We start from the raw sequence: 23447 nt of genomic DNA on the forward strand, positions 1-23447 counted from the left end.
ATCGCGCCGATGGTAGTGTGGGGTCTCCCCATGTGAGAGTAGGTCATCGCCAAGCGCCTAATTAAACAATGAAGCCAGCTGAATAAGCTGGCTTTTTTGTTTTTCGTGTTTACCATTTTTAAATTGTGATTTTGAAATCATTTATTCCAATTTTCAGCCTCTTTCACTCACAGACCCCTGATGTGCGCTAAATAGCGACTTGTAGCCTTATTTTCTTCACGTTACTGAGCCATACCTGTCGATGGCAACTCTTGCTATTACTTCAGAGGTTACTTACCTTATGCAGTAATTTATTGGGGTAGCTAAGGATCTATGATGAAGTTAGAGATGATTTGCACTGGGGAAGAGGTGCTGTCGGGTCAGATTGTTGATACTAACGCGGCCTGGTTTGCTAGCACTATGATGGAGCATGGCATTGAGATCCAACGACGAGTGACTGTGGGGGATCGCCTCGAGGATTTAATTGCGGTTTTCCAAGAGCGTAGCTTGCATGCCGATGTCATCTTAGTGAATGGCGGCTTGGGGCCGACCAGTGATGATATGTCTGCCGAAGCAATGGCTAAGGCCAAGGGAGAGTCTCTGGTTGAGAATCGCGAGTGGCGTCAGCATCTAGAAGATTGGTTTACGCGTAATAACCGTGAGATGCCAGTCAGTAATTTGAAGCAGGCGATGCTGCCCGAGTCTGCGGTGATGGTGGATAACCCCGTCGGTACGGCTTGTGGATTTAGAGTGAAGTTGAATCGAGCCTGGTTATTCTTCACCCCAGGTGTGCCATTTGAACTCAAGCATATGGTGAAGGAGCAATTTATTCCTTTTATCCGTGAAGAGTTTGACCTCGATGCTAAGGTGTCGCTGAAGAAGTTGCTGACCATAGGTCATGGCGAGTCTTCCCTTGCCGACAAAATTGAGCCATTGGAGTTGCCTGAGGGGATTACCATTGGTTATCGCTCCTCAATGCCACATATTGAGATTAAGATCTTTGCCCGCGGTGAGAAGGCGATTGCTTTGCTGCCAAGGGTGACTGGGCACATCAAAATGGTGCTGGGAACTGCGGTTGTCGCCGAAGATAAAGCGACGCTTGCCGAGGAAATCCATGCTAAGTTACTGAATTCTGGCTTGACCTTGAGTGTTGCCGAGTCATGCACGGGCGGGATGATTACTAGTCAGTTAGTGGATTTCCCGGGTAGTTCTTCCTATTTACAACACGGTCTGGTGACTTACAGTAACGAGTCTAAGGTGCGAGTGTTAGGGGTTAATCCGGCGACGTTAGACGATCACGGCGCAGTGTCTATTCCCACGGTCGAAGAAATGGCTAAGGGCGCGCGTGCTATTTTAGACAGTGATTTTGCCTTAGCGACCAGTGGAATAGCGGGACCGGATGGCGGAACCGAAGAGAAGCCCGTCGGAACAGTTGCAATTGCCTTGGCAACTCGCAGTGGCGTCTACAGCCAAATGATAAAACTGCCGCGACGCTCACGGGATTTAGTGCGCAGCTTAAGTGCGGCAGTGGCCTACGATATGTTAAGACGTGAATTACTCACAGAAGCTGTGATTGTGGATTATCAATCGATAGGGCGTTTCAGCAAGTAGCTCTTTGGATGCTGAAGGGTTTTAGTCAGTCTAGCTGGATTAACAAAAATGCTCCCGAGGGAGCATTTTTTATGGCGAATGGTTTGCAACACGAGCCGCTATTTTGTGAATTTAAGGACTAATTTGCCAGGGACGACTTGAATGCTCTCGGTCATCTTGGCCATCAGCGCTTGATTACTGTCCTTCGTATCGAGCACATAAACGGGCTGATTCTCGAGGAAATGCCTTAAGTAGCCCATAACCTGTGGCGTCGCGCTACTGATGGCTTTCTCGATATCCTTGGGCGTTGATTCTACTTTCACCAATTCAAGCTGGCGTAGGTAGACGCTGTGGGTGGCACTGTCATACCAAGGCTTGGCCTCAAAGGTGGTTGAAAGCTGCGCCTTCAACGGAAAAATAGGATTAGTGATGGACACTTGAGTGGCCGCACTGACGCTCATAGTGTCAGGCTTTTCGCCGAGTCTGACACTGATGTCGTTAATGCGCACTTGCGCGCCCACGAGTTGATTACCTTGTTTCACCTCAAAATGGATCTCTTTGCTGAGATACTGCTCCATTTCATGCTCGCTGATACTGTACTGCGTGACGCAGCCGCCAAGCAGTACAGATAATCCTAAGCAAAGGCTAAGCGTGAGTTTTTTCATTAACCTGTGTTTCTCATGCCCGCAGCGACACCGGCAATCGTCAGCATTAAGGCGAGTTGCACGTGTTCGGAAGCGGGAGCTTCGGTTGTTTCCTTGCGAGTACGAGCCAATAACTCGGTCTGCAGGAAGTTTAATGGATCGATATAGGGATTGCGCAGTTTGACTGATTCGCGATTCCAGGGTGTATGCGCCATTAAGGTATCCGATTTAGTCAGCTCCAGCACCACTTTAATACCGAGATCTAAACGCTGGCGTAAAGTTTCGCCTAAGTGGTGAAGATTGGGCGGAACTAAGCAGGTTTCATAGTAGCGCGCCAAGTTAGGTTCCGCCTTGGCGTACACCATTTCCAGCATGGAAATCCGCGTGCTAAAGAAGGGCCATTCGCGCTCCATATCCTGTAGCAAGCCCATTTCGCCACGTTGGCAGGCAGCCTGCAATGCTTCACCGGCGCCGAGCCATGCTGGCAACATTAAGCGGTTTTGAGACCAAGCGAAAATCCAAGGAATGGCACGTAAGCTCTCGATACCGCCATCGACACGGCGTTTTGCCGGGCGACTACCTAATGGTAGTTTGCCTAGTTCAACCTCAGGAGTGGCTGCACGGAAATAAGGCACAAAATCAGGCTCTTCACGGACAATACCGCGGTAAGCACTCACTGACTCCTCAGCAATTCGCTCCATGCAATTGCGCCATTCCTGCTTAGGCTCGGGCGGCGGAAGTAAGGTCGCTTCTAACACCGCTGAGGTGTACAGGGCTAAGCTTTGCACAGCCAATTTAGGCAGGCCGAACTTAAAGCGGATCATCTCACCTTGTTCGGTGACGCGAATACGGCCATCAACTGAGCCGGGCGGTTGCGACAGAATCGCTTTGTGAGCTGGGCCGCCGCCGCGACCAATACTACCACCACGACCATGGAACAGCGTCAGCTTAACGCCAGCCTGTTTACAGACGGCGACTAATTGCTCCTGTGCGCGATATTGCGCCCAAGCGGCCGCCATTACACCCGCGTCTTTGGCCGAGTCTGAATAACCGATCATCACCTCTTGCATGCCTTTGGTGTAACCACGGTACCAGTCGATATCGAGCAGTGCGGTAATACACTCGGCGGCGTTATTTAAGTCGCTTAAGGTTTCAAAAAGCGGCACAACGCGCATTGGATGAGTACAGCCGGTTTCTTTGAGCAGTAATAATACGGTTAATACATCTGAAGGCTTGCTTGCCATCGAGATCACGTAGGAACCCAATGCCTTAGCAGGGTGTTTGGCAATTAAGCGGCAAGTGTTAAGCACTTCGGCCACATCGGCAGAAGGTTGCCAGTTGCTTGGGATCAGCGGACGACGGTTACTGAGTTCACGCAGCAAGAAGGCTTGTTTTTCGGTTTCATCCCAATGATTAAAGTCACCCATACCTAGATAGCGGGTTAACTCTGCAAGTACATCGCAGTGGCGGCCTGCGTCTTGGCGGATGTCGAGCCGTAACATATGGATGCCAAAACAAGCGAGACGGCGCAGAATGTCGAGGAGTAAACCGTTAGCAATCAAACGCATGCCGCAGTCACATAAACTCTTATACAGCATCTCTAGCGGCGCTTTCAGATCGCTTTCTTGCCAAATCAGCGTCGATTTATCGACTTCTGGGTTATGGCCCTCGATGCGGGCGTTTAAGTAGTCGATGGTGTCGCGCAGTTTTTGTCTTAATGAACGCAGTACAAAACGATAGGGTTCGCAGCTATTGTTGGTATACGCCATCAACTCGCTGTTGGCTTCTTCCATCGATAACTCGCCAACTAGCAACACTATATCCTTGAGGAATAAACGGGCGGCGGCATGGCGATTACGATCTAACACTTCTTGGGTGACTTTAGCTGTCACAAAAGGGTTGCCGTCGCGATCGCCACCCATCCAGCTTGAGAAGCGCACCGGTGCTATATCGATAGGCAATTGCTGGCCGGTGCGATCTTGTACTTGATCGTTGAGCTGCCTTAAAAAGTCGGGTACCGCATGCCATAGGGATTCTTCAATGGTCGACAATCCCCAGCGGGCTTCATCCACTGGCGTTGGGCGTTCACGGCGAATTTCATTAGTGTGCCAGATTTGGGCGATTAACTGGCGCAGACGCAGATTAATTTGGCGGCGCTCTCTGTCCGACAGTTGATTGTTTTCTTGCTCGGCGAGGCAATCCACAATCGCTGCATATTTTTGGATCAGTGTGCGGCGAGAGATTTCCGTTGGATGCGCGGTGAGGACTAAGTCGATATCCAGCGTTTTTAAGCAATCCAACATCTTGGTTTGATCGATACGGCCATTAAGCATGCGGCCAAGCAACTGTTCGACCGGATCCGGTACGCAAACCAGCTCATCGCAGTTACGGCTAATAGTATGAAATTGTTCGGATAAGTTTGCTAAGTTGAGGAATTGGTTGAAAGCTTTAGCAAAAGGCACTAATTCTTCATCGGGGAGCGCCGTGAGCAGTTCTAGCATTTGCTCCCGTGCCGCTTCGTCGCCACGGCGGGAATCTTTTGCGAGTTTACGAATTTGCTCAACCTTCTCGAGGAAAGAATCGCCGAGGTGGGTGCGCATCGTATCGCCCAAGATCTGCCCTAACATACTCACGTTCGATCTTAACGACGCATACATGTCGGTCACATTGTCTGCCACATTACCTGCCATAGTTACTCCGAATTGAAAAATATAAAAATCCGCAATATACCCAAACAACCTGTAGGTGATGAGAGTCTTCAGGTCGCTTGGGTATATAGCCCGCTAGCACAATACCCACCACTGAGGGCAATGGTCAACAGCAGAACTTATAACTTATACGACTGGCTTATCTTATATGCAACTAATCGCGATAATTGTTGAAGAATATTCAATATAAATGCGAGCTAACGCAATATTTTATTATGTTTAGTGGAAGTGAATATGAACTGCATTATTTGCGGCTTTGCGGGTATGTGTATTCGGTGTTAATAAAAAGGACTGATTTTTCAGTCTTTCATCCATAGATAACTGAGTTATTAAGCAGTTAGTGAAGTATTGTGTTATTTGCTAAGCGTGCTTGAACGCAGATAAAATGCAAAATTCAATAAAAATATATATTCACATATATTGCATAAATAGATCTTTGTGGTAGTCTAGCCAGCAGTTGAGATGAGTCACCCCTTGTGAACTGTAGAGTAAATATCATGATGTATAGCGTTAAGCCGTCAGTGAATAAAATAACGACCCATTACGATTTCCTACGACGATAGTCTTGTCATCATAGATATACGCTGGTGCGTGTACGCTATTCATCTATTCTTTAAGTCTCTTTGATTCGGTTTATAAAATACATATGAAAAACATCGCCATTATCGGTGCCAGTGGTTACACAGGTGCACAACTAACAGCTTTAGTCCATGCGGAGTCTGAATTATCGATTCAAGGTCTGTATGTCTCTGAAAATAGTTTAGATAAAGGTAGAGCTTTAGCAGATTTGTACCCTGTCTATAGCCACATTGACTTAGCTCTGTCACCACTGACTGAAGAAGCGAAGGCTAAGATCGTCGCCGAGGCGGATGCCGTGGTGTTAGCGACCGAACATTCGGTGAGTTTGCATTTAGCGGCGTGGTTCTATAACCAAGGTTTAGCCGTGTTTGACTTGAGCGGTGCCTATCGTTTCAGCGATGTGGCGCAGTACCCTAAGTGGTACGGTTTTGAGCATGAATATCCCGAGGTGTTGGCCAAGGCAGTCTATGGTCTGGCCGAGTGGAATGCCAAAGAAGTCGCCGCCACTAAGATGATTGCTGTGCCAGGTTGTTATCCAACAGCTTCATTAACAGCATTGAAACCATTAAAGAATTTACTGACCTCAGCCTATCCAGTGATCAATGCGGTCAGCGGTGTGACGGGGGCGGGTCGTAAGGCGCAACTGCATACTAGTTTTTGCGAAGTGAGCCTCACACCCTACGGCGTATTAGGCCACAGACATCAACCCGAGATTGCCACTCAACTGGGGCAAGAGGTGATCTTCACGCCGCACCTAGGCAACTTCAAGCGCGGCATTTTAGCTACCATCACGGTACAGCTAAAACCAGGCACTACCACTGCCGATGTGGCTGCGGCATACAGTGTATATGACCAAGCTCCGCTGGTGACAGTGAAACAGAACCAGTTCCCGAAAGTGGATGATGTGGTGCTGACTCCGAATTGCCACTTAGGTTGGAAGTTTGATGAGAACAGTGGCTACTTAGTGGTTGCCAGTGCGATCGACAATTTGATGAAAGGCGCGGCGAGCCAAGCCCTGCAATGCATAAAGATTCACTTTAACCTTTAACCGTTCATCATTATTTAAGAGAGTCGTCAAGATGTCTACCAACAACTCAGTATTAGTTCTTAAAGTCGGCGGCGCCCTGCTGCAGTGCGAAATGGGGATGGCGCGTTTAATGGATACCGCCGCAGCAATGATCGCTAATGGTCAGCAAGTGCTGATGGTGCATGGCGGCGGCTGTTTGGTCGATGAGCAATTAGCCGCAAACGGCATGGAAACCGTCAAGTTAGAAGGCCTGCGGGTGACCCCGCCGGAGCAAATGCCGATTATTGCCGGTGCACTGGCCGGAACATCAAACAAGATCCTCCAAGGTGCAGCGACAAAGGCTGGGATTGTGAGTGTGGGTATGAGCTTAGCCGATGGCAACACAGTATCGGCCAAGATCAAAGATGAGCGTTTAGGCTTAGTGGGCGAGGTTTCTCCTAAAGACGCCACTTACCTCAAGTTTATTCTGTCCCAAGGTTGGATGCCGATTTGTAGCTCGATTGCCATGATGGACGATGGCCAAATGCTGAACGTGAACGCTGACCAAGCGGCGACGGTATTAGCTAAGTTGGTCGGTGGCAAGTTGGTGCTGTTATCGGATGTGTCTGGCGTGCTCGATGGTAAAGGTCAATTAATCCCTTCGCTGACAGGCCAACAGATTGCTGAGTTGGTGAAGCAAGGCGTGATCGAAAAGGGAATGAAAGTAAAAGTAGAAGCTGCGCTCGAAGTGGCGCAGTGGATGGGGCAGGCGGTTCAAGTTGCCTCATGGCGTGATGCAAGCCAATTAGTCGCATTAGCAAAAGGTGAGGCCGTGGGCACACAAATCCAACCATAAGCGGAGTAGGTTATGAAGCATTTACTATCGATAAAAGAGTTAACCCAGCAACAGTTGCTGGATCTGATTACCTTAGCCAAGACGATTAAAGCGAATCCCGCTGAGTATCGTCATGCGCTGGACGGTAAGAGTGTGGTGATGTTATTTGAAAAGCCATCCCTGCGTACTCGTGTTAGCTTCGATATCGGTATTAACAAGCTCGGCGGCCACTGTTTATACCTAGACCAACAAAATGGTGCTTTAGGTAAGCGGGAATCGGTCGCTGACTTTGCTTCTAACCTATCCTGTTGGGCCGATGCTATTGTGGCGAGAACTTTCTCCCACAAGACCATCGAACAATTAGCCGAGTTTGGCACTGTGCCTGTGATAAATGCGCTTTCGGATTTATATCATCCCTGCCAAGCGCTGGCCGATTTCTTAACCTTGGCCGAGCATTTTGAAAATATCAGTGATGTTAAGCTAGCGTACGTAGGTGACGGTAATAACGTGACGAATTCATTGATGTATTGCGCGGCCATTCTCGGTGCCACCATGACAGTGATCTGCCCTGCGGGTCACTTTCCTGATGGCTACGTCGTGGCCGAAGTACAAGAACTTGCCAGCCGATATGGCGGCAAGGTTGTACTGACTTCAGATATTGGTGCTATCGAAGGTCACGATGCTATCTATACTGATACCTGGATTTCCATGGGTGATCCAACACCGTTAGCGGAAATTAAGGATAAGTTTGCACCTTATCAGGTCAATAAGGGCTTGATGGCGAAAGCGGGTGCTCACTTCTTTATGCACTGCTTACCCGCTCACCGCGGTGTTGAAGTGACCGATGAAGTGATGGATGGCGAAGGCTCCTTGATCCTGCAACAAGCAGAGAATCGGATGCACGCCCAAAACGCAGTACTGGTAACCCTATTTAGTTAATTTAACCCTGTTTAGCAGCCTACTTTCTCCAAGGTGAGAAACGAGTTATAGGAATTTAAGATGTCTATCGAGAACAAAAACACTGGCGTGAAAAAAGTCGTTTTAGCCTATTCGGGTGGTCTAGATACTTCGGCCATTATTCCTTGGTTAAAAGAAACCTACGACAACTGTGAAATCATCGCCTTTTGCGCTGATGTAGGTCAGGGTGAAGAAGAATTAGTGGGTCTGACTGAAAAGGCATTAGCTTCTGGCGCATCGGAATGTCATATCGTCGATCTGAAAGAAGAATTCGTTAAAGACTACATCTACCCAACCATGGCAACGGGTGCTATCTACGAAGGTACATACTTGTTAGGTACTTCAATGGCGCGTCCAATCATCGCTAAGGCGCAGGTTGAAGTGGCTCGTAAAGTGGGGGCCGATGCCCTGTGCCACGGTTGTACCGGTAAGGGTAACGACCAAGTGCGTTTCGAAGGTTGCTTTGCGGCATTAGCGCCTGATTTAAAAGTGATTGCACCATGGCGTGAATGGACCATGCAGAGCCGTGAAGATCTGCTGGCTTACTTAGCTGAGCGTAATATCAAAACGTCGGCTTCTGCGACTAAGATCTACAGCCGTGATGCTAACGCATTCCACATTTCCCACGAAGGTGGCGAGTTGGAAGATCCATGGAACGAGCCAAGCAAAGGTGTGTGGACGCTGACTGCCGATCCAGAAGATGCACCAAATCAAGCAGAATATGTGTCACTCGAAGTTGAACATGGCCGTGTGACCAAAGTAAACGGTGAGGAATTAACACCTTACGCTGCACTGATGAAGTTGAATGCCATCGCTGCACCACATGGCGTGGGTCGTATCGATATCACCGAAAACCGTTTAGTGGGCATGAAGTCTCGTGGTTGCTACGAAACTCCAGGCGGCACTGTGATGTTTGCTGCGCTGCGCGCAATTGAAGAGTTAGTGCTGGATAAAACCAGCCGTACTTGGCGCGAGCAAGTGGGCGCCCAAATGGCGCACTTAGTGTACGACGGTCGTTGGTTTACACCTCTGTGTAAGTCGCTGCTGGCGGCATCTGAGTCATTAGCCGAGTCTGTTAACGGTGAAGTTGTGGTTAAACTCTACAAAGGTCACGCGATTGCCGTTAAGAAACGTTCGCCAAACAGCTTGTATTCTGAAGCGTTTGCGACCTTCGGTGAAGATCAAGTGTATGACCAAAAACACGCTGAAGGCTTTATCCGTCTGTACTCGTTAGCAAGCCGCATTCGCGCGCTCAACGCTAAGTAATAGGCAGACTCAAAGGGCGCCTAGCGCCCTTTTTTATATCTTAAGTTTTAACGTATTCAAAGCAGTGACCGAGGGGATTGAGCATGGCTTTATGGGGTGGAAGATTTCAGGGCGAAACCAGCGCGCTATTTAAATTATTCAACGATTCACTGCCTGTGGATTACCGTTTGTTTGAGCAGGATGTTGTCGGCTCTATCGCTTGGGCCGATGCAATTGCCAGTGTCGGCATTATCACTGCTACTGAATGCAGCGACTTGAAGAAAGCACTGAACGAGTTGCTGGTGGAAGTGAAGGGCGATCCTGCGATTATTCTCGCATCGGGCGCGGAAGATATTCACAGCTTCGTGGAGTCGGCGTTGATTGCTAAAGTCGGTGATCTGGGTAAAAAACTCCATACGGGCCGTAGCCGTAACGACCAAGTCGCTACCGATTTAAAGCTCTGGTGCCAATCCGAAGGTGCGGCATTAGTGGCTCGCCTGCAAACCTTACGCAGCGAACTTATCGCGCTTGCTGAGCGTGAATTCGATGCTGTCATGCCGGGGTATACTCACCTGCAACGTGCTCAACCAGTCACGTTTGGCCACTGGTGCTTAGCCTATGTGGAGATGATTGAGCGCGATCTTAGCCGCTTAACCGATGCCTTAAAGCGCGCCAATACCTGTCCGCTCGGTTCGGGCGCCTTGGCGGGCACAGCCTATCAAATGGATAGACATGTGCTGGCAGCGGCACTGAACTTTGCATCGCCAACCTTAAACAGTTTGGACAGCGTGTCGGACCGCGACCATGTAGTTGAGCTATGTTCTACGGCTTCAATCAGCATGATGCACTTAAGCCGTATGGCCGAAGATTTGATTTTCTTCAACTCGGGTGAAGCGGGTTTTATCTCATTAAGTGATGAAGTGACCTCGGGTTCATCGTTAATGCCACAAAAGAAAAACCCTGATGCGCTGGAGCTTATTCGCGGTAAAACGGGCCGTGTGTACGGCAGTTTAGTGGGTATTCTCACCACGATGAAGGCATTACCTCTGGCCTACAATAAAGACATGCAGGAAGACAAAGAAGGCTTGTTCGATGTGGTCGACAGCTGGGCAATCTGCTTGGATATGGCGGCATTAGTGTTATCTGGCTTAGTCGTTAACCGCCCGAATGCGCTGTTAGCCGCGCAGCAAGGTTATGCCAACGCGACCGAATTGGCGGATTATCTGGTGTCTAAAGGCATGCCATTCCGCGAAGCGCACCATGTGGTCGGTGTGGCTGTCGTTGCCGCGATCGCTAAGAAGATCCCGTTAGAAGCCTTCTCTCTCGCTGAGTTTAAAACCTTTGCCGATATCATCGAGGCGGATGTGTATCCCAACCTCACTATCGAAGCCTGTTTGGCAAAACGTGATGTCCTCGGTGGTACGGCGCTAACTCAGGTGAAGCAAGCCATCGCTGCAAAGAAAGTTGTTTAATGCTTTAATCGAGTAATAAAAAAACGCGACTCTAGGGTCGCGTTTTTTATGGTGATTTATTTTATTGGAATAAATCGTCTGTCGGCGCATCGATGAATAGGTTGTTTTCATCTTGGCTTTCACTGATGTATTCCTTAGGTTCAGTGCCCGAGATAAAGTATTCAAATGCGCTAGTATAGTCAGTCTTGCGAGTCAGCTTGCCGGTCGCCAGATCGATTCGCACAGAGACAATCCCTTCTGGTGGAATCGCTGTGGTTTCGGGTACGCCCTTCAGCACGTTATTCATGAACTCGTTCCAGCCTGGGCCTGCGGTCTTAGCGCCCGCCTCTGTACCCGTGATCTGATCCTTCTCACCATTAGAGTTCCATGCGGTTCTGCCTAACTGACGACCATGGTCATCAAACCCTACCCAGAAGGTGCTGGTCAGTGTCGGACCAAAACCACTGAACCAAGTATCCCGTGATTCGTTGGTTGTACCCGTTTTACCAGCAATATCATGACGTTTGATTAATTGCGCTGCACGCCAAGCTGTACCTTGCCAGCCTGTGCCTTTACTCCAATCGCCACCACCCCAGATCACGCTCTTCAGCGCTTCGGTGATCAGGAATGCCGTTTGTTCAGAGATAATTTGCGGAGCATAACGGCCTGTTTGCTCGAAGCAATGGGCGACAGGCTCATCGGTTTGAGTGGTTGGCTCACCAAAACCCATTGGATCGCTGCTAGGCTGCACAGAGCTGTTGTTAGGCTTACAGGCCAAGGTCGGATTTGCCTTCTCAATCACATTACCGAAGGAGTCTTCTACTCGTTCGATATAGTAAGGTTCAACCAAGAAGCCACCGTTTGCGAACACGTTGAAAGCGGTTGCCACTTGCAACGGGGTGACCGAAGGAGAACCTAAGGCTAACGACTCGTTACGAGGTAAGTCGTTAGGATCAAAGCCAAACTTAGTCAACTCGGCGATGGCTGCATCTAAACCAATATGGCGCATGGCACGAACTGACATCACGTTGATTGATTGCGCTAAGCCCACACGCAGACGGGTTGGACCGCCATAAATATCGGGCGAGTTTTTAGGGCGCCACGCAGTACCTTGGCTAATATCGGGTTTGTTAATCGGTGCGTTGTTAATCAGAGTCGCGAGCGTAAAGCCTTTCTCTAATGCCGCAGCATAGATGAAAGGTTTAATATTCGAACCTAATTGACGTTTCGCTTGGGTCACGCGGTTGTACTGGCTTTGGCTGAAGCTGTAGCCACCCACTAAGGTACGGATTGCACCATTTATTGGGTCGAGTGCAACAGTGGCACTTGCCACTTCTGGCACTTGCGATAATTGTAAGTATTGACCGTTATCGCGGATCCAAATGCGCTCACCGACTTTTAGCATATCTGAAGCCGATTTTGGCACCGAGCCTTGGCGTTTATCGGTGATAAATTTACGCGCCCATTTTAGGCCATCCCACTTAATGACTTTGGTTTCGCCCTTGGCGGTTAACACGCTGGCTTGCTGACCATCGATGTTTAATACCGCAGCAGGTTGCAACTCTTGTACAGGCGTAATTTTTGCGAGCTCGGCTTTGATTTGTGCATCATCCGGCTTAGCATCGGTCCAAAGAACCGCCGCGGGACCACGGTAACCGTGGCGCTCATCATAGGCATAGACGTTATTGCGTAATGCTTGCTGTGCTAGCAGTTGCTGCTCTGATGAAATTGTGGTGTAGACGTTATAGCCATTCGTGTAGGCCTCTTCTTCACCGTATTTTTGCACCATGTAATCTCGAGCCATTTCAGAGATATAAGGGGCGTAAAGGTCGATTTCAGCGCCATGGTATTTGGCGACGAGCGGCTCTTGCACTGCTGCTTGGTATTCAGCTTTGCTGATGTAACCCACTTCGTTCATTCGCATCAATACCACGTTGCGGCGTGCAAGTGCGCGTGAAGGGGAGGTAATAGGGTTTAGGGTGGACGGTGCTTTAGGGAGTCCCGCAATCATACTCATTTCGGAAAGCGTCAGATCTTGAACGTTTTTACCAAAATACACTTGAGCAGCCGCGCCGACACCATAGGCTCTCTGACCTAAATAAATACGGTTAACGTAGAGTTCTAAAATCTCATCTTTAGTTAACAATTGCTCGATGTGGTAGGAAATAAAAATTTCCTTCACTTTACGAATAATGGTCTTGTCGCGGGTCAGGAAGAAGTTACGCGCCACCTGCATGGTGATAGTACTCGCGCCTTGTTTCTTTTCACCCGTGGTGAGCATGACTATTGCGGCACGCATCACCCCAACAGGATCGATACCGCCGTGCTCATAAAAGCGAGCATCCTCGGTGGCGAGGAAGGCTTGGAGCAGCGGTTTAGGCACTTCTTCGAGTTTCAGCGGAATGCGACGCTTCTCACCAAACTGAGAGATGAGCTTGCCATCGCTACTGTAAATGCGCAAAGGTGTTTGTAATTGCACATTTTTTAGTGTCGATACATCCGGCAGATCCGGCAAAACATAAAAGTATGCTGCAACAATGGCGCCTACGCCCAAAAGGGCTAGACTGAATAGAGCTATAACAATACGTTTTAACCACTTCACCTAAATTGATCCTAATGTTCAGTTAAGTGCGACAGTATATAAGGCGCGCACGTTTGGGTGAAGCAAAAACGTGACGTCTCTAAAATAGCGTTTGTAAAATCTTGAAACATTCTATACAAATACGTATAACGGGTTGATTTTGTGCTAATCTCTTTTACTACTGAATACAAATAATAAAGTGACAACGGACTATGCTTTCAAATTTATGGAAGCGTCAGGCTCCGCAAATGGTCGGGATTGATATTGGTTCCCATGAAGTAAAGGCTATTCTGCTGAGTAAGACTGCTGATGGATATAAAATACTAAGTCATGCAGCGGTTCCCGTAAAAAAGGGGGCTATTAACGATCATGATATTCGTGATGCCGATGCCGTTGTTGAATGTCTCAAACAGATTAAGCGTATTTTGCCAAAGTCGGTTAAATATGCAGCGGTTGCGGTCTCAGGTTCTGCGGTGATGACTAAGGTTATCTACATGGATGCCTCGCTGAGCGAGGAGGAAATGGAAGCGCAAATTGAGATTGAAGCCGATAACCTTATCCCATACTCCCTCGATGAAGTTAGCATTGATTTTGAAACCTTAAATGTCAATAGCACCGATCCTTCTAAGGTTGATGTGCTGCTTAGCGCGTGCCGCACTGACAATATTGATGCCAGAGTCGATGCGCTCGATGAAGTTGAGCTCGAAACCAAAGTTGTTGATGTGGAAGGTTATGCTTTGGGCAGAGCCGTTGAGTTGGTGCTAGGACAGTTACCCGAAGGCGCTCGGCAGAAGGCGGTGGCCATGGTCGATATTGGCGCCAACATGACGACCTTCAGTGTGGTGGAGTCGGGCGAAACAACCTTTATTCGTGAGCAAGCCTTTGGCGGTGAGTTATTTACGCAGTCGATTCTGTCTTTTTATGGCATGTCCTACGAACAAGCTGAGAAAGCTAAAATTGAAGGCGATTTGCCACGTAATTATATGTTCGAAGTGCTATCTCCCTTCCAAACGCAATTGCTGCAACAAATTAAACGAACGCTACAAATTTATTGTACGTCGAGTGGTAAAGATAAAGTCGATTATCTCGTATTATGCGGTGGAACATCTAAACTGGAAGGCATGGCTAACTTATTAACGAATGAGTTAGGCGTCCACACGATTATTGCCGATCCTTTCCAAGGGTGTCTGCACGCGGATGAATCCGTTAAAAATATACTGCAACCTAGCATTAGCAAATATATGGTTGCTTGTGGCTTAGCGCTGAGGAGCTACGGTCAATGGCGAACATAAACCTGCTTCCTTGGCGTGAAGAAGCAAGAGAAAAGCAGAAGCGCGATTATATTGGAATATTAGCGGCGGTATTTTTAGGCTCAGCAGTTTTAGTCTATGTAGCCTTGTCTTTACTCGACATGATGACCGATGAACAGCGCGGACGTAATGCTTATTTACAGTCTGAAATTCAACAACTCGATGCTCAAATCGCCGAGATTAAAAAGATCACCGAGCGTAAGAAAGATATTGAGCGTCGGACCGAGATCATTTTGAACCTTCAGCAATCCCGTAATTTGCCGACACACGTATTAGATGAGCTGGTGCGTATCGTGCCGCCTGGAATATATCTATCTAGTCTAGAGAAAAAAGGCAGTTTATTACTGATTGAAGGTCGCAGTGAATCGAACAACAACGTGGCCAACATGATGCGTAAGGTGAAGGCATCCGAATGGTTAACCGATCCCAATATGCAATCTATCGTGTCTCAAGATGATGAGCTAAGACAATTACAACGCTTTAGCTTAAGAGTGAGCATTAAAGGTGCCATGGCTGATGAGCCTATTAAAACGGCAAAAGGAGCGAGTAAATGAAGCTCGATCTAAGTCAGTTTAATGATATCGATTTTGAGAACATCGGCGGTTGGCCAAATCAAGTCAAAGTATTTTTCGCTGTGCTATTGGCGCTTTGCGTTTTCGCTGCGGGTTATTTTCTCGTGGTTTCGGATGCTATCGATGTGTATAACGCGGAGCAAAGAAAGGAAGAGCAGCTGAGAGAGGATTTTAAGACTAAATATCAGCTTGCCGCCAACCTTAAATTATACCGTGAACAGTTAGCTGTGATGGAGGAGCAATTTGCCGAGCTACTCAAAATGCTGCCCTCTGAGAATGAGATGCCAGGGCTGCTAGATGACTTAACCTTTGTGGCCACTGACGCAGGATTACGGATTAATAGCTTAAATTGGGAACCTGAAATTCAACGGGATTTCTATATTGAGTTCCCGATAAAAATGTCGGTCACAGGTGATTATCACCAAATCGGCAATATGGTCAGCGGCGTGGCTAAACTGCCTCGTATCGTCAGCTTGCACGACTTTACGATTAAGCGCGACGAGAGCGGTAATCTGGCCATGGATATATTGGCCAAAACCTATCGCTTTAAAGAGGGAGCAGAATTACCACCCGAAAAGCCTGCCAATAACAAGGGGAAGAAATAATGAAACTCTTACCTCTGTTAGCATTAAGTCTTTTTTTAATGGGTTGTGTTGGCGATCGTAGTGATTTAGAGCTATTTGTTACTACTACCAAGGCACAGCATGTGGCGCATATTCCACCCTTAAAAGAGCCACCTAAATTTGAGCATTTTGCGTATCAAGCCGAATTAATGCGTAGTCCTTTTGTCCCACCTTCTCGAGAGTTAACGGAAGAAGTGGTTGATACCAGCAAAAACTGCTTACAGCCGGATTTAAAACGTCGCAAAGGCCGTTTAGAAACCTATGCTTTAGACAATCTAAAAATGCGCGGCACCTTAAGCGAAGGTAATTCGATTTGGGCGCTTATTGAGACCAATGATGGCAGTGTATATCGGATGGGCGTAGGTGAGTATCTTGGATTGTTTAATGGACATATAGCGAAAGTGACTTCTCAAAATGTGGAAGTTGTAGAATTAATTCCTGATGGTTCTGGTTGTTGGTCTGAACGCACAAACAACATCGAACTTTCTGGAAAATAACAAGCGAAGGATGAGGGAATAATGAAATCTTCTGCCGCGATAAAAATCCCGTTATCGTTTTTATCTTCAGGCTTAGCTAAGTCTGTTATTGGGATCGCATTAGTATTTGGATTTTTGCCATCGAGTTTTGCGGCAAATAGGTTGATGGATGTCAAATACCATGCTCTTGTCGATCATCAATTAGAAGTCGAGTTAGTATTTGAGGAGGCAATTAGCGCGCCCACAATTGACTCTAATGCTTCTCCTGCTCAGTTGGTATTAACCTTCGATGACAGTATTTCTGGCTTGTCTAAGGATCGTCTGCCGATTAACCAAGTCGGTGTGAAGGACATAGTGACGGCGCAGCAAGATACCCATTTAATGGTGACATTGGGCTTATCTAAGGTTAAACCGTATCAAGGTAGTGTCGTTGGTAATTCTTATCGTTTAACGATTAACGATGAGGTTGCGGGCTCACAAGCTGCTAATAATCCGTTCGTTAATAGCGTTAAAAATATCGATTTTCGTCGCAATGCAAATGGTGGTGGTGAGTTATTAGTCTATTTGAATAATCGTTCGGTTGCGGCGAACGTTGAACAAATTGGTGCCAAGCTTGAGGTTCAGCTTTACAACACAGATATTAACAGCGACTTGTTATATGTGATGGACGTGCAGGATTTCTCCACACCGGTAAAGCATTTTGAAACCTTTAAGGACGATTTAACGACCCGGATTTTAGTCGATGTCTCGGGTAACTATGAGTTCAATTACAAACAGGAAGATAATCTCTTTAGGCTCTCAATTAACAAAGTAGAGCGCGCTGCGGCGACCAAAGAGGTAAAGAAATATAACGGAAAAACCCTTTCGTTAAATTTCCAGAATATTTCAGTCCGTACTGTGTTGCAGATTATTGCCGACTACAACAACTTCAACTTAGTTACTAGTGACACGGTTGAGGGGGATATCACCTTAAGACTCGATGACGTGCCTTGGGATCAAGCATTGGATTTGATCCTGCAAACCAAAGGACTCGACAAGCGTATCGAAGGTAATATTCTGATGGTGGCGCCAAGTGAAGAACTGGCGATTCGCGAAAGCCAAAACCTAAAGAATAAGCAGGAAGTAAAAGAGCTTGCGCCACTCTACTCTGAGTATCTGCAAATCAACTATGCTAAGGCGACTGATATTGCCGAATTACTCAAAGGGGCGGACTCAAGTCTATTGTCACCACGTGGCTCAGTGGCCGTCGATGAGCGTACCAACACAGTGTTAGTGAAAGATACCGCTGAAATCATCGAGAATATCCATCGTTTGGTTGAAGTGCTCGATATTCCTATCCGCCAAGTGTTGATTGAATCTCGCATGGTAACGGTAAAAGACGACGTGTCTGAAGATTTAGGTATCCGTTGGGGCGTGACTGATCAGCAGGGTAGCAAAGGGACGTCAGGAACCCTTGAGGGTGCTGGAAGCATTGCCAATGGTACTGTGCCAACGCTGGATAACCGTTTGAACGTGAATTTACCTGCGGCGGTGACAAACCCAACCAGCATCGCTTTCCATGTGGCAAAGCTTGCCGATGGCACCATCTTAGATTTAGAGCTGAGTGCGCTTGAGCAGGAAAACAAAGGTGAGATTATCGCGAGCCCTCGCATTACCACCTCTAACCAAAAAGCGGCGTATATCGAGCAGGGTGTGGAAATCCCTTATGTGCAATCCACTTCCAGTGGCGCGACGTCGGTGACCTTTAAGAAGGCGGTATTGTCATTAAGAGTGACACCACAAATTACCCCTGATAACCGCGTGATTCTGGATCTTGAAATCACTCAAGACTCTCAGGGTAAAACGGTGGATACACCCACAGGTCCGGCAGTTGCTATCGATACTCAACGCATTGGTACGCAAGTGTTAGTGGATAATGGCGAGACCATTGTGCTCGGTGGTATCTATCAGCAGAATTTAATCAGCCGCGTGAGCAAGGTGCCTATCCTGGGTGACATTCCTTTAGTTGGCTTCTTATTCCGTAACACTACCGACAAGAATGAGCGCCAAGAGCTGTTGATTTTCGTGACACCTAAAATTGTGAACGAGAAACTCTAATCGTTTGTTACGAGTCGAATAAAGCCAGCATACCTTGCTGGCTTTATTGTGTCTGAAATACAATTCTTATCATAAATAGCGTGCATCACTTGCCAGACTAGACATGAAACTGAGATAATCCCCGGTCAAGTCTCATAAGAGCAAGGTAACATACAGTAGGTCGGCTTGATCGTGAGTCGATATAGGCATACTTTTCATTAAGATTCAGACGTACAAGAAATGGCTGAAAAACGTAATATTTTTCTGGTAGGCCCAATGGGCGCAGGTAAAAGCACAATTGGTCGCCATCTGGCGCAAATGCTGCATTTAGAATTCCACGATTCAGATCAAGAGATTGAGCAACGCACAGGCGCAGATATTGCTTGGGTGTTTGACGTCGAAGGCGAAGAGGGTTTCCGCCGTCGTGAGGCTCAGGTTATTGCTGATCTGTCTGAAAAACAGGGTATTGTCCTTGCCACTGGTGGTGGTTCAGTTCAGAGCAAAGATATCCGTAATCATTTATCTGCTCGCGGTATCGTGGTGTATCTCGAAACCACTATCGACAAACAGGTTGCGCGTACTCAAAGAGACAAGCGTCGCCCATTACTGCAAGTAGATGATCCGCGAGAAGTATTAGAGAACCTCGCAGAAATCCGTAACCCTCTGTATGAAGAAATTGCTGATGTGATCGTTAAAACTGACGATCAAAGTGCAAAGGTTGTTGCGAATCAAATCATAGAGAAATTAGGTTTCTAGGCAGAATGACACAACAAATTCAGGTTGATTTAGGTGAACGCAGTTACCCCATTTATATTGGCCAGAGTTTGATGAGTGATAGCGAGACCTTGTCTCGCTACCTGCTGAAAAAACGTATCCTTATCGTCACCAATGAAACTGTCGCGCCTTTGTATCTTAAGCAGATCCAAGACACGATGGCTTCGTTTGGTGAGGTATCTAGCGTCATCCTTCCCGATGGCGAGCAATTTAAAGATTTAACGCATTTAGATTCTATTTTTACGGCTTTGCTGCAACGCAATTATGGCCGTGATTCAGTGCTGGTGGCTCTCGGTGGTGGAGTTATTGGTGACATGACGGGTTTTGCCGCAGCCTGTTACCAACGTGGTGTCGATTTTATTCAAATTCCGACCACGCTATTATCACAAGTAGATTCCTCCGTTGGCGGAAAAACTGCCGTTAATCATCCGCTTGGCAAAAATATGATCGGGGCTTTTTATCAGCCACAGATCGTCATTATCGATACTGAATGCTTACAGACCTTACCCGCACGTGAATTCGCTGCGGGGATGGCAGAAGTCATTAAGTATGGCATCATGTGGGATACTGAGTTTTTTCAATGGCTTGAGAACAATGTTCAAGCATTGAAAAGCCTAGATACTCAAGCTTTGGTCTATGCGATTTCTCGCTGCTGTGAGATTAAAGCTGATGTCGTGAGCCAGGATGAGACCGAGCAGGGCGTCCGCGCATTATTAAACCTTGGGCATACCTTTGGCCATGCGATTGAAGCCGAGATGGGCTATGGTAATTGGCTGCATGGTGAAGCGGTTGCGGCTGGCACAGTCCTTGCTGCACAAACGGCTAAGTCCATGGGATTGATTGATGAGTCAATTGTTCGTCGTATTGTGCAATTGTTCCACGCTTTCGATCTGCCTGTAACAGCGCCGGAATCGATGGATTTCGACAGTTTTATTAAACATATGCGTCGCGATAAGAAAGTCTTAGGTGGTCAGATCCGGCTGGTACTCCCGACGGCCATTGGTCGAGCTGATGTCTTTAGCCAAGTTCCTGAATCTACCCTAGAACAGGTTATCTGCTGCGCATAAACCTTGTGTGGTGGATGAGTGACGTTTCAGGGGCAAGTCTTGCTTCCTTCACAGGAAGCCCTCGTAGAAAGATTGCATCATGTGGCCAGTTATAGCGACCAGCTGCTGGTGCTTGTGGGCGCGCACGGTTCGGGGAAGACGACTCTGCTCACGGCGTTAGCCACAGATTTTGATGAGTCGAATGCTGCGTTAGTCATTTGTCCTATGCACGCCGACAATGCTGAAATTCGTCGCAAGATTTTAGTGCAATTGGTGTCATCTCCGATTTTTGATGACGAAATCTCCCTCGCTGAAACCATACTGCGCGTCGCGCCGAAACAAAGTAAGCCGCTGCACATCATTATCGATGATGCTCATTTACTCTCTAAAGAATTGTGGGCCGAGTGCATCATACTCAATCAAGTGCAATGTGCGGGTCAGCGTATCGCCGTGACATTGGCAGTCCCGCCTGCATTTTTAGCCGACTTACTTCCCCAGCTGCCAGAGTCGTTAAGACGACAAATCCTGCCGGTCAGTATTGATCTCTTAAGCCTGCCGGAGCGCGAAGCACTGTATCAAACCTTGCTACGATATAGTGACCAAAACCCGTTTACGCCAAGGGACATAGTGCGCGCTCAGCTTGAGAAGCAAACGGGCACTCCTCAGGAGGTGGTTGCCTTACTGGAGCTGGCTCTTCACGGCCAAGGTGAGAAAAAATCAGTATGGACACAATATATAGTCGCGCTTATTGGGCTCGCCAGTGTGCTGATTACCATAGTAATTTGGCTTGGTCTGGCTAAACCCTTTTCCAGTGAGCCAATTCCTGAGGTCGTGACTTATCCTGCTGTGGATTCCGCAGAGTTTCTTGCCCATGGCAAACAGATACTAGCGCCGTATTTTAAGCAGCAAGCCGAGTCGTTAACGCAGGCATTATTAGCGGAAGCGGTGGAACAAGCGGACCCATTGGCTAAGTTCCATGGGGAAGAGCCTCAAGCGGAAGGTGAGAGTGGCATAGCGCCACCAGTCGATGAAGCGACAAGTAAGGGCGACAGCACCGTCACCGAGGTTGATAACGCAGAGCCTGCGCCAGCTCCTACAGAGCACGCGAAAGAAGACTCAGCGACTCAGGTGGTGAATGCAACTCCTGAGCCTGCATCACCCGTATCGGTACGGCCAAAAACGGGCTATGCCATCCAAATCGCTACAGTCTCCCAGCGTGAAACTGTGCAGTCACTCCTTAAGAAACTGCATAATGTGCCAGAGGTGCGAGTCGCCAAGTACAAACATTTTTGGGTGGTGTTGGTAGGGCAGTTTAACGACAGTCAATCGGCGCAGCAGGCGGCCGCAGAATTGGTCAAAGAGTATCATCTTAGCCAACCCCTGATAAAAAAATGGGCAGAACTCGGCGGTTATCAACTACAAGAAACGCGCTCAAGCGGTGAAATTTCAGAATAAACAGAGTACAATCATGGCCTTTATTTTTGTCGGCATTCATCAAGTTAAATGATCAAAAAACATAGAGCCTTCCTGAAATGGGCCGGCGGAAAATTTAAATTGGTGGATGAGCTAGCGAACTACTTACCGACAGGTGAGCGTTTAGTTGAGCCCTTTGTCGGCGCAGGTTCAGTCTTTTTAAATACTGACTACCCCAGCTATTTACTCTGCGACATCAATCAAGATCTGATTAATCTCTACAACATAGTGAAAGAAAGGCCCGCCGAATACATTGAGGCGGCCAAGAAGCTATTCGTCGATGAGATGAATCAAAAGGATGCCTACTACCGCGTGCGTACAGACTTTAATAAATCCCGCGATCCTTTTTTGCGCTCGGTTTATTTTTTGTACTTGAATCGCCATGGTTTTAATGGTCTGTGCCGTTATAACCGCAAAGGGGGCTTTAATGTGCCCTTTGGCTCCTACAAGAAACCGTATTTCCCTGAGAAGGAAATCCTAGCCTTTTCAAAGAAAGCTCAGCGCGCCGAGTTTAAGTGCATCGGCTATGAAAAAGCCTTCGAGCAAATCCGCACTGGCGATGTAATCTATTGCGATCCGCCCTATGCGCCGCTATCGACCACTGCAAGTTTTACCACCTATGTTGGTGCCGGTTTTAGTCTGGATGATCAGGCGCTGCTGGCGCGTTATTCGCGGCATATGGCGTTAGAGCAACGCATTCCTGTCGTGATTAGTAACCATGATATTCCACTGACACGTGAGTTGTATCGCGGTGCACACCTTGCCAAGATCCAAGTGCAGCGCAACATTAGCCAAAATGGCAGTGGTCGTAACAAAGTTGATGAGCTGATTGCGTTGTACGATGAGAATTATGATCCGCAGGATGATTGATACTAAGTGGTCGTATCGAGTGGTTTAACCAACGACTTGGCTAACCAGCAAAATAAGGCTGGCAACTAAGGCTATCGCTAACACGATTCCCATCAAAATATACGGTAATGGTGAATTGGTCTGGAAGTCTTTTTGACGATTTCTATCTGACTGCACCCCAAAGAAGGCGGCTATTGTACTGTGAAAGACTTGCCAGATCCGGCTTAGCATCAATAGGACTGTTGTGAATTAGCAGGCTTCAAGTCATCGATAGGTTTGTCTTGATGACCATGGAGTAATTCAAGCAAGTCGACAAAATGGAACTGGCTAGAGCGATTTTTGCCAGTGAGCCAAGTCTTCCAGCTTAAGGTTTGCGCCTGTTCGGCACAGCGGTTATTTGGATGGCTGCTAGGTAAGCTGTTGTTGTAACGGGTATCGCTGCTGCAAGCGCAGGCGGAGGTATCGTTACTTGCGGTGAGCTTTTCCACGCCAAAGGCTAAGGAGGCGACTACCACTGCGGTAAATGCCAACATCATCGATGACTTAAAGGTCACCGAGCCTAAAATGTGTGAAAACTGTGTTAACCGCCCCTTCATGATACTTCCTTTGCAACCACTAAATGATCCACGATAGCGACCCGAGTATAACAAACTCGCTTAGTTTATGAACAATA

General features: G+C 47.7%; 20 protein-coding genes. 15 read left to right on the plus strand and 5 right to left on the minus strand.

Annotated features, from left to right (window positions below):
* Window positions 1-315 precede the first annotated feature (315 nt).
* Window positions 316-1590, plus strand: a complete 1275-nt coding sequence (locus L2713_RS16255) for a CinA family nicotinamide mononucleotide deamidase-related protein (RefSeq protein WP_248968590.1) — start codon at window positions 316-318, stop codon at window positions 1588-1590.
* A gap of 98 nt (window positions 1591-1688) precedes the next feature.
* On the opposite strand, the gene L2713_RS16260 is transcribed toward L2713_RS16255, so the two are convergent.
* Both L2713_RS16260 and ppc read right to left on the minus strand, forming a co-directional pair.
* On the minus strand, window positions 1689-2234 hold the full coding sequence (locus L2713_RS16260; RefSeq protein ID WP_086904083.1) for a YceB family lipoprotein: 546 nt from the start codon (window positions 2232-2234) through the stop codon (window positions 1689-1691).
* Entirely contained in the window at window positions 2234-4903 is a 2670-nt protein-coding gene (gene ppc / locus L2713_RS16265; protein ID WP_248968591.1) for a phosphoenolpyruvate carboxylase, read from the minus strand. Before ppc ends, L2713_RS16260 begins: the two co-directional genes overlap by 1 nt.
* Before the next feature lie 664 nt (window positions 4904-5567).
* Between ppc and argC the strand changes: the two genes are divergently transcribed.
* The 5 genes from argC to argH all read left to right on the plus strand — a co-directional run bounded on the left by argC (window position 5568) and on the right by argH (window position 11015).
* The gene (gene argC / locus L2713_RS16270; RefSeq protein WP_011624431.1) at window positions 5568-6548 is read left to right on the plus strand and encodes an N-acetyl-gamma-glutamyl-phosphate reductase; all 981 of its coding nucleotides are present in this window, start codon (window positions 5568-5570) and stop codon (window positions 6546-6548) included.
* 31 nt (window positions 6549-6579) lie between these two features.
* The gene (gene argB / locus L2713_RS16275) at window positions 6580-7362 is read left to right on the plus strand and encodes an acetylglutamate kinase (RefSeq protein WP_011624812.1); all 783 of its coding nucleotides are present in this window, start codon (window positions 6580-6582) and stop codon (window positions 7360-7362) included.
* A gap of 12 nt (window positions 7363-7374) precedes the next feature.
* Window positions 7375-8280, plus strand: a complete 906-nt coding sequence (locus L2713_RS16280; RefSeq protein WP_011624429.1) for an ornithine carbamoyltransferase — start codon at window positions 7375-7377, stop codon at window positions 8278-8280.
* Window positions 8281-8340: 60 nt separating this feature from the next.
* The gene (locus tag L2713_RS16285) at window positions 8341-9564 is read left to right on the plus strand and encodes an argininosuccinate synthase (protein WP_248968592.1); all 1224 of its coding nucleotides are present in this window, start codon (window positions 8341-8343) and stop codon (window positions 9562-9564) included.
* Window positions 9565-9647: 83 nt separating this feature from the next.
* Window positions 9648-11015 carry an argininosuccinate lyase gene (gene argH, locus L2713_RS16290; RefSeq protein ID WP_086904086.1) on the plus strand — a complete coding sequence of 456 codons (1368 nt, stop codon included), beginning with the start codon at window positions 9648-9650 and terminating at the stop codon, window positions 11013-11015.
* A gap of 61 nt (window positions 11016-11076) precedes the next feature.
* Here the strand turns inward: argH and L2713_RS16295 are convergent, their stop codons facing one another.
* Entirely contained in the window at window positions 11077-13596 is a 2520-nt protein-coding gene (locus L2713_RS16295) for a penicillin-binding protein 1A (protein ID WP_248968593.1), read from the minus strand.
* Between the two features lie 191 nt (window positions 13597-13787).
* Between L2713_RS16295 and L2713_RS16300 the strand changes: the two genes are divergently transcribed.
* From L2713_RS16300 to L2713_RS16340, 9 genes are all read left to right on the plus strand, one after another.
* Window positions 13788-14867, plus strand: a complete 1080-nt coding sequence (locus L2713_RS16300; RefSeq protein WP_086904088.1) for a pilus assembly protein PilM — start codon at window positions 13788-13790, stop codon at window positions 14865-14867.
* The gene (locus L2713_RS16305) at window positions 14855-15439 is read left to right on the plus strand and encodes a PilN domain-containing protein (protein WP_086904089.1); all 585 of its coding nucleotides are present in this window, start codon (window positions 14855-14857) and stop codon (window positions 15437-15439) included. Before L2713_RS16300 ends, L2713_RS16305 begins: the two co-directional genes overlap by 13 nt.
* On the plus strand, window positions 15436-16062 hold the full coding sequence (locus L2713_RS16310) for a type IV pilus inner membrane component PilO (RefSeq protein WP_248968594.1): 627 nt from the start codon (window positions 15436-15438) through the stop codon (window positions 16060-16062). Before L2713_RS16305 ends, L2713_RS16310 begins: the two co-directional genes overlap by 4 nt.
* Complete coding sequence (locus L2713_RS16315) at window positions 16062-16577, plus strand: pilus assembly protein PilP (protein ID WP_011718625.1); 516 nt, start codon at window positions 16062-16064, stop codon at window positions 16575-16577. Before L2713_RS16310 ends, L2713_RS16315 begins: the two co-directional genes overlap by 1 nt.
* Before the next feature lie 21 nt (window positions 16578-16598).
* Window positions 16599-18653, plus strand: a complete 2055-nt coding sequence (locus L2713_RS16320) for a type IV pilus secretin PilQ (RefSeq protein ID WP_248968595.1) — start codon at window positions 16599-16601, stop codon at window positions 18651-18653.
* Window positions 18654-18872: 219 nt separating this feature from the next.
* A complete protein-coding gene (gene aroK / locus L2713_RS16325; protein WP_011624420.1) occupies window positions 18873-19388 on the plus strand; it encodes a shikimate kinase AroK in 516 nt (171 codons plus the stop codon).
* 5 nt (window positions 19389-19393) lie between these two features.
* A complete protein-coding gene (gene aroB / locus L2713_RS16330; protein ID WP_248968596.1) occupies window positions 19394-20473 on the plus strand; it encodes a 3-dehydroquinate synthase in 1080 nt (359 codons plus the stop codon).
* An 18-nt stretch (window positions 20474-20491) separates the two neighbouring features.
* On the plus strand, window positions 20492-21907 hold the full coding sequence (locus L2713_RS16335; RefSeq protein ID WP_248968597.1) for an AAA family ATPase: 1416 nt from the start codon (window positions 20492-20494) through the stop codon (window positions 21905-21907).
* Between the two features lie 48 nt (window positions 21908-21955).
* Entirely contained in the window at window positions 21956-22795 is an 840-nt protein-coding gene (locus tag L2713_RS16340) for a Dam family site-specific DNA-(adenine-N6)-methyltransferase (protein ID WP_011624417.1), read from the plus strand.
* A 24-nt stretch (window positions 22796-22819) separates the two neighbouring features.
* Here L2713_RS16340 and L2713_RS16345 read toward each other — a convergent pair whose 3' ends face one another.
* Both L2713_RS16345 and L2713_RS16350 read right to left on the minus strand, forming a co-directional pair.
* Window positions 22820-23005, minus strand: coding sequence for a DUF2970 domain-containing protein (locus L2713_RS16345; protein ID WP_011624416.1), 186 nt, complete (start codon window positions 23003-23005; stop codon window positions 22820-22822).
* On the minus strand, window positions 23005-23370 hold the full coding sequence (locus tag L2713_RS16350) for a hypothetical protein (RefSeq protein ID WP_011624415.1): 366 nt from the start codon (window positions 23368-23370) through the stop codon (window positions 23005-23007). Before L2713_RS16350 ends, L2713_RS16345 begins: the two co-directional genes overlap by 1 nt.
* Window positions 23371-23447: the final 77 nt, after the last annotated feature.

Source organism: Shewanella seohaensis, assembly GCF_023283775.1.
In the GTDB taxonomy this organism is placed as follows: Bacteria; Pseudomonadota; Gammaproteobacteria; order Enterobacterales; family Shewanellaceae; genus Shewanella; species Shewanella seohaensis.

What these genes read in the sequence shown, in the direction of transcription:
- L2713_RS16305 (WP_086904089.1), top strand. Translation starts at nt 14,855, where the DNA reads ATGGCGAACATAAACCTGCTTCCTTGGCGTGAAGAAGCAAGAGAAAAG.
- L2713_RS16320 (WP_248968595.1), top strand. Translation starts at nt 16,599, where the DNA reads ATGAAATCTTCTGCCGCGATAAAAATCCCGTTATCGTTTTTATCTTCA.
- ppc (WP_248968591.1), bottom strand. Translation starts at nt 4,903, where the DNA reads ATGGCAGGTAATGTGGCAGACAATGTGACCGACATGTATGCGTCGTTA.
- L2713_RS16345 (WP_011624416.1), bottom strand. Translation starts at nt 23,005, where the DNA reads ATGCTAAGCCGGATCTGGCAAGTCTTTCACAGTACAATAGCCGCCTTC.
- L2713_RS16280 (WP_011624429.1), top strand. Translation starts at nt 7,375, where the DNA reads ATGAAGCATTTACTATCGATAAAAGAGTTAACCCAGCAACAGTTGCTG.
- argC (WP_011624431.1), top strand. Translation starts at nt 5,568, where the DNA reads ATGAAAAACATCGCCATTATCGGTGCCAGTGGTTACACAGGTGCACAA.
- argH (WP_086904086.1), top strand. Translation starts at nt 9,648, where the DNA reads ATGGCTTTATGGGGTGGAAGATTTCAGGGCGAAACCAGCGCGCTATTT.
- L2713_RS16300 (WP_086904088.1), top strand. Translation starts at nt 13,788, where the DNA reads ATGCTTTCAAATTTATGGAAGCGTCAGGCTCCGCAAATGGTCGGGATT.
- L2713_RS16255 (WP_248968590.1), top strand. Translation starts at nt 316, where the DNA reads ATGAAGTTAGAGATGATTTGCACTGGGGAAGAGGTGCTGTCGGGTCAG.
- L2713_RS16310 (WP_248968594.1), top strand. Translation starts at nt 15,436, where the DNA reads ATGAAGCTCGATCTAAGTCAGTTTAATGATATCGATTTTGAGAACATC.
- aroK (WP_011624420.1), top strand. Translation starts at nt 18,873, where the DNA reads ATGGCTGAAAAACGTAATATTTTTCTGGTAGGCCCAATGGGCGCAGGT.
- L2713_RS16285 (WP_248968592.1), top strand. Translation starts at nt 8,341, where the DNA reads ATGTCTATCGAGAACAAAAACACTGGCGTGAAAAAAGTCGTTTTAGCC.
- argB (WP_011624812.1), top strand. Translation starts at nt 6,580, where the DNA reads ATGTCTACCAACAACTCAGTATTAGTTCTTAAAGTCGGCGGCGCCCTG.
- L2713_RS16315 (WP_011718625.1), top strand. Translation starts at nt 16,062, where the DNA reads ATGAAACTCTTACCTCTGTTAGCATTAAGTCTTTTTTTAATGGGTTGT.
- aroB (WP_248968596.1), top strand. Translation starts at nt 19,394, where the DNA reads ATGACACAACAAATTCAGGTTGATTTAGGTGAACGCAGTTACCCCATT.
- L2713_RS16350 (WP_011624415.1), bottom strand. Translation starts at nt 23,370, where the DNA reads ATGAAGGGGCGGTTAACACAGTTTTCACACATTTTAGGCTCGGTGACC.
- L2713_RS16340 (WP_011624417.1), top strand. Translation starts at nt 21,956, where the DNA reads ATGATCAAAAAACATAGAGCCTTCCTGAAATGGGCCGGCGGAAAATTT.
- L2713_RS16260 (WP_086904083.1), bottom strand. Translation starts at nt 2,234, where the DNA reads ATGAAAAAACTCACGCTTAGCCTTTGCTTAGGATTATCTGTACTGCTT.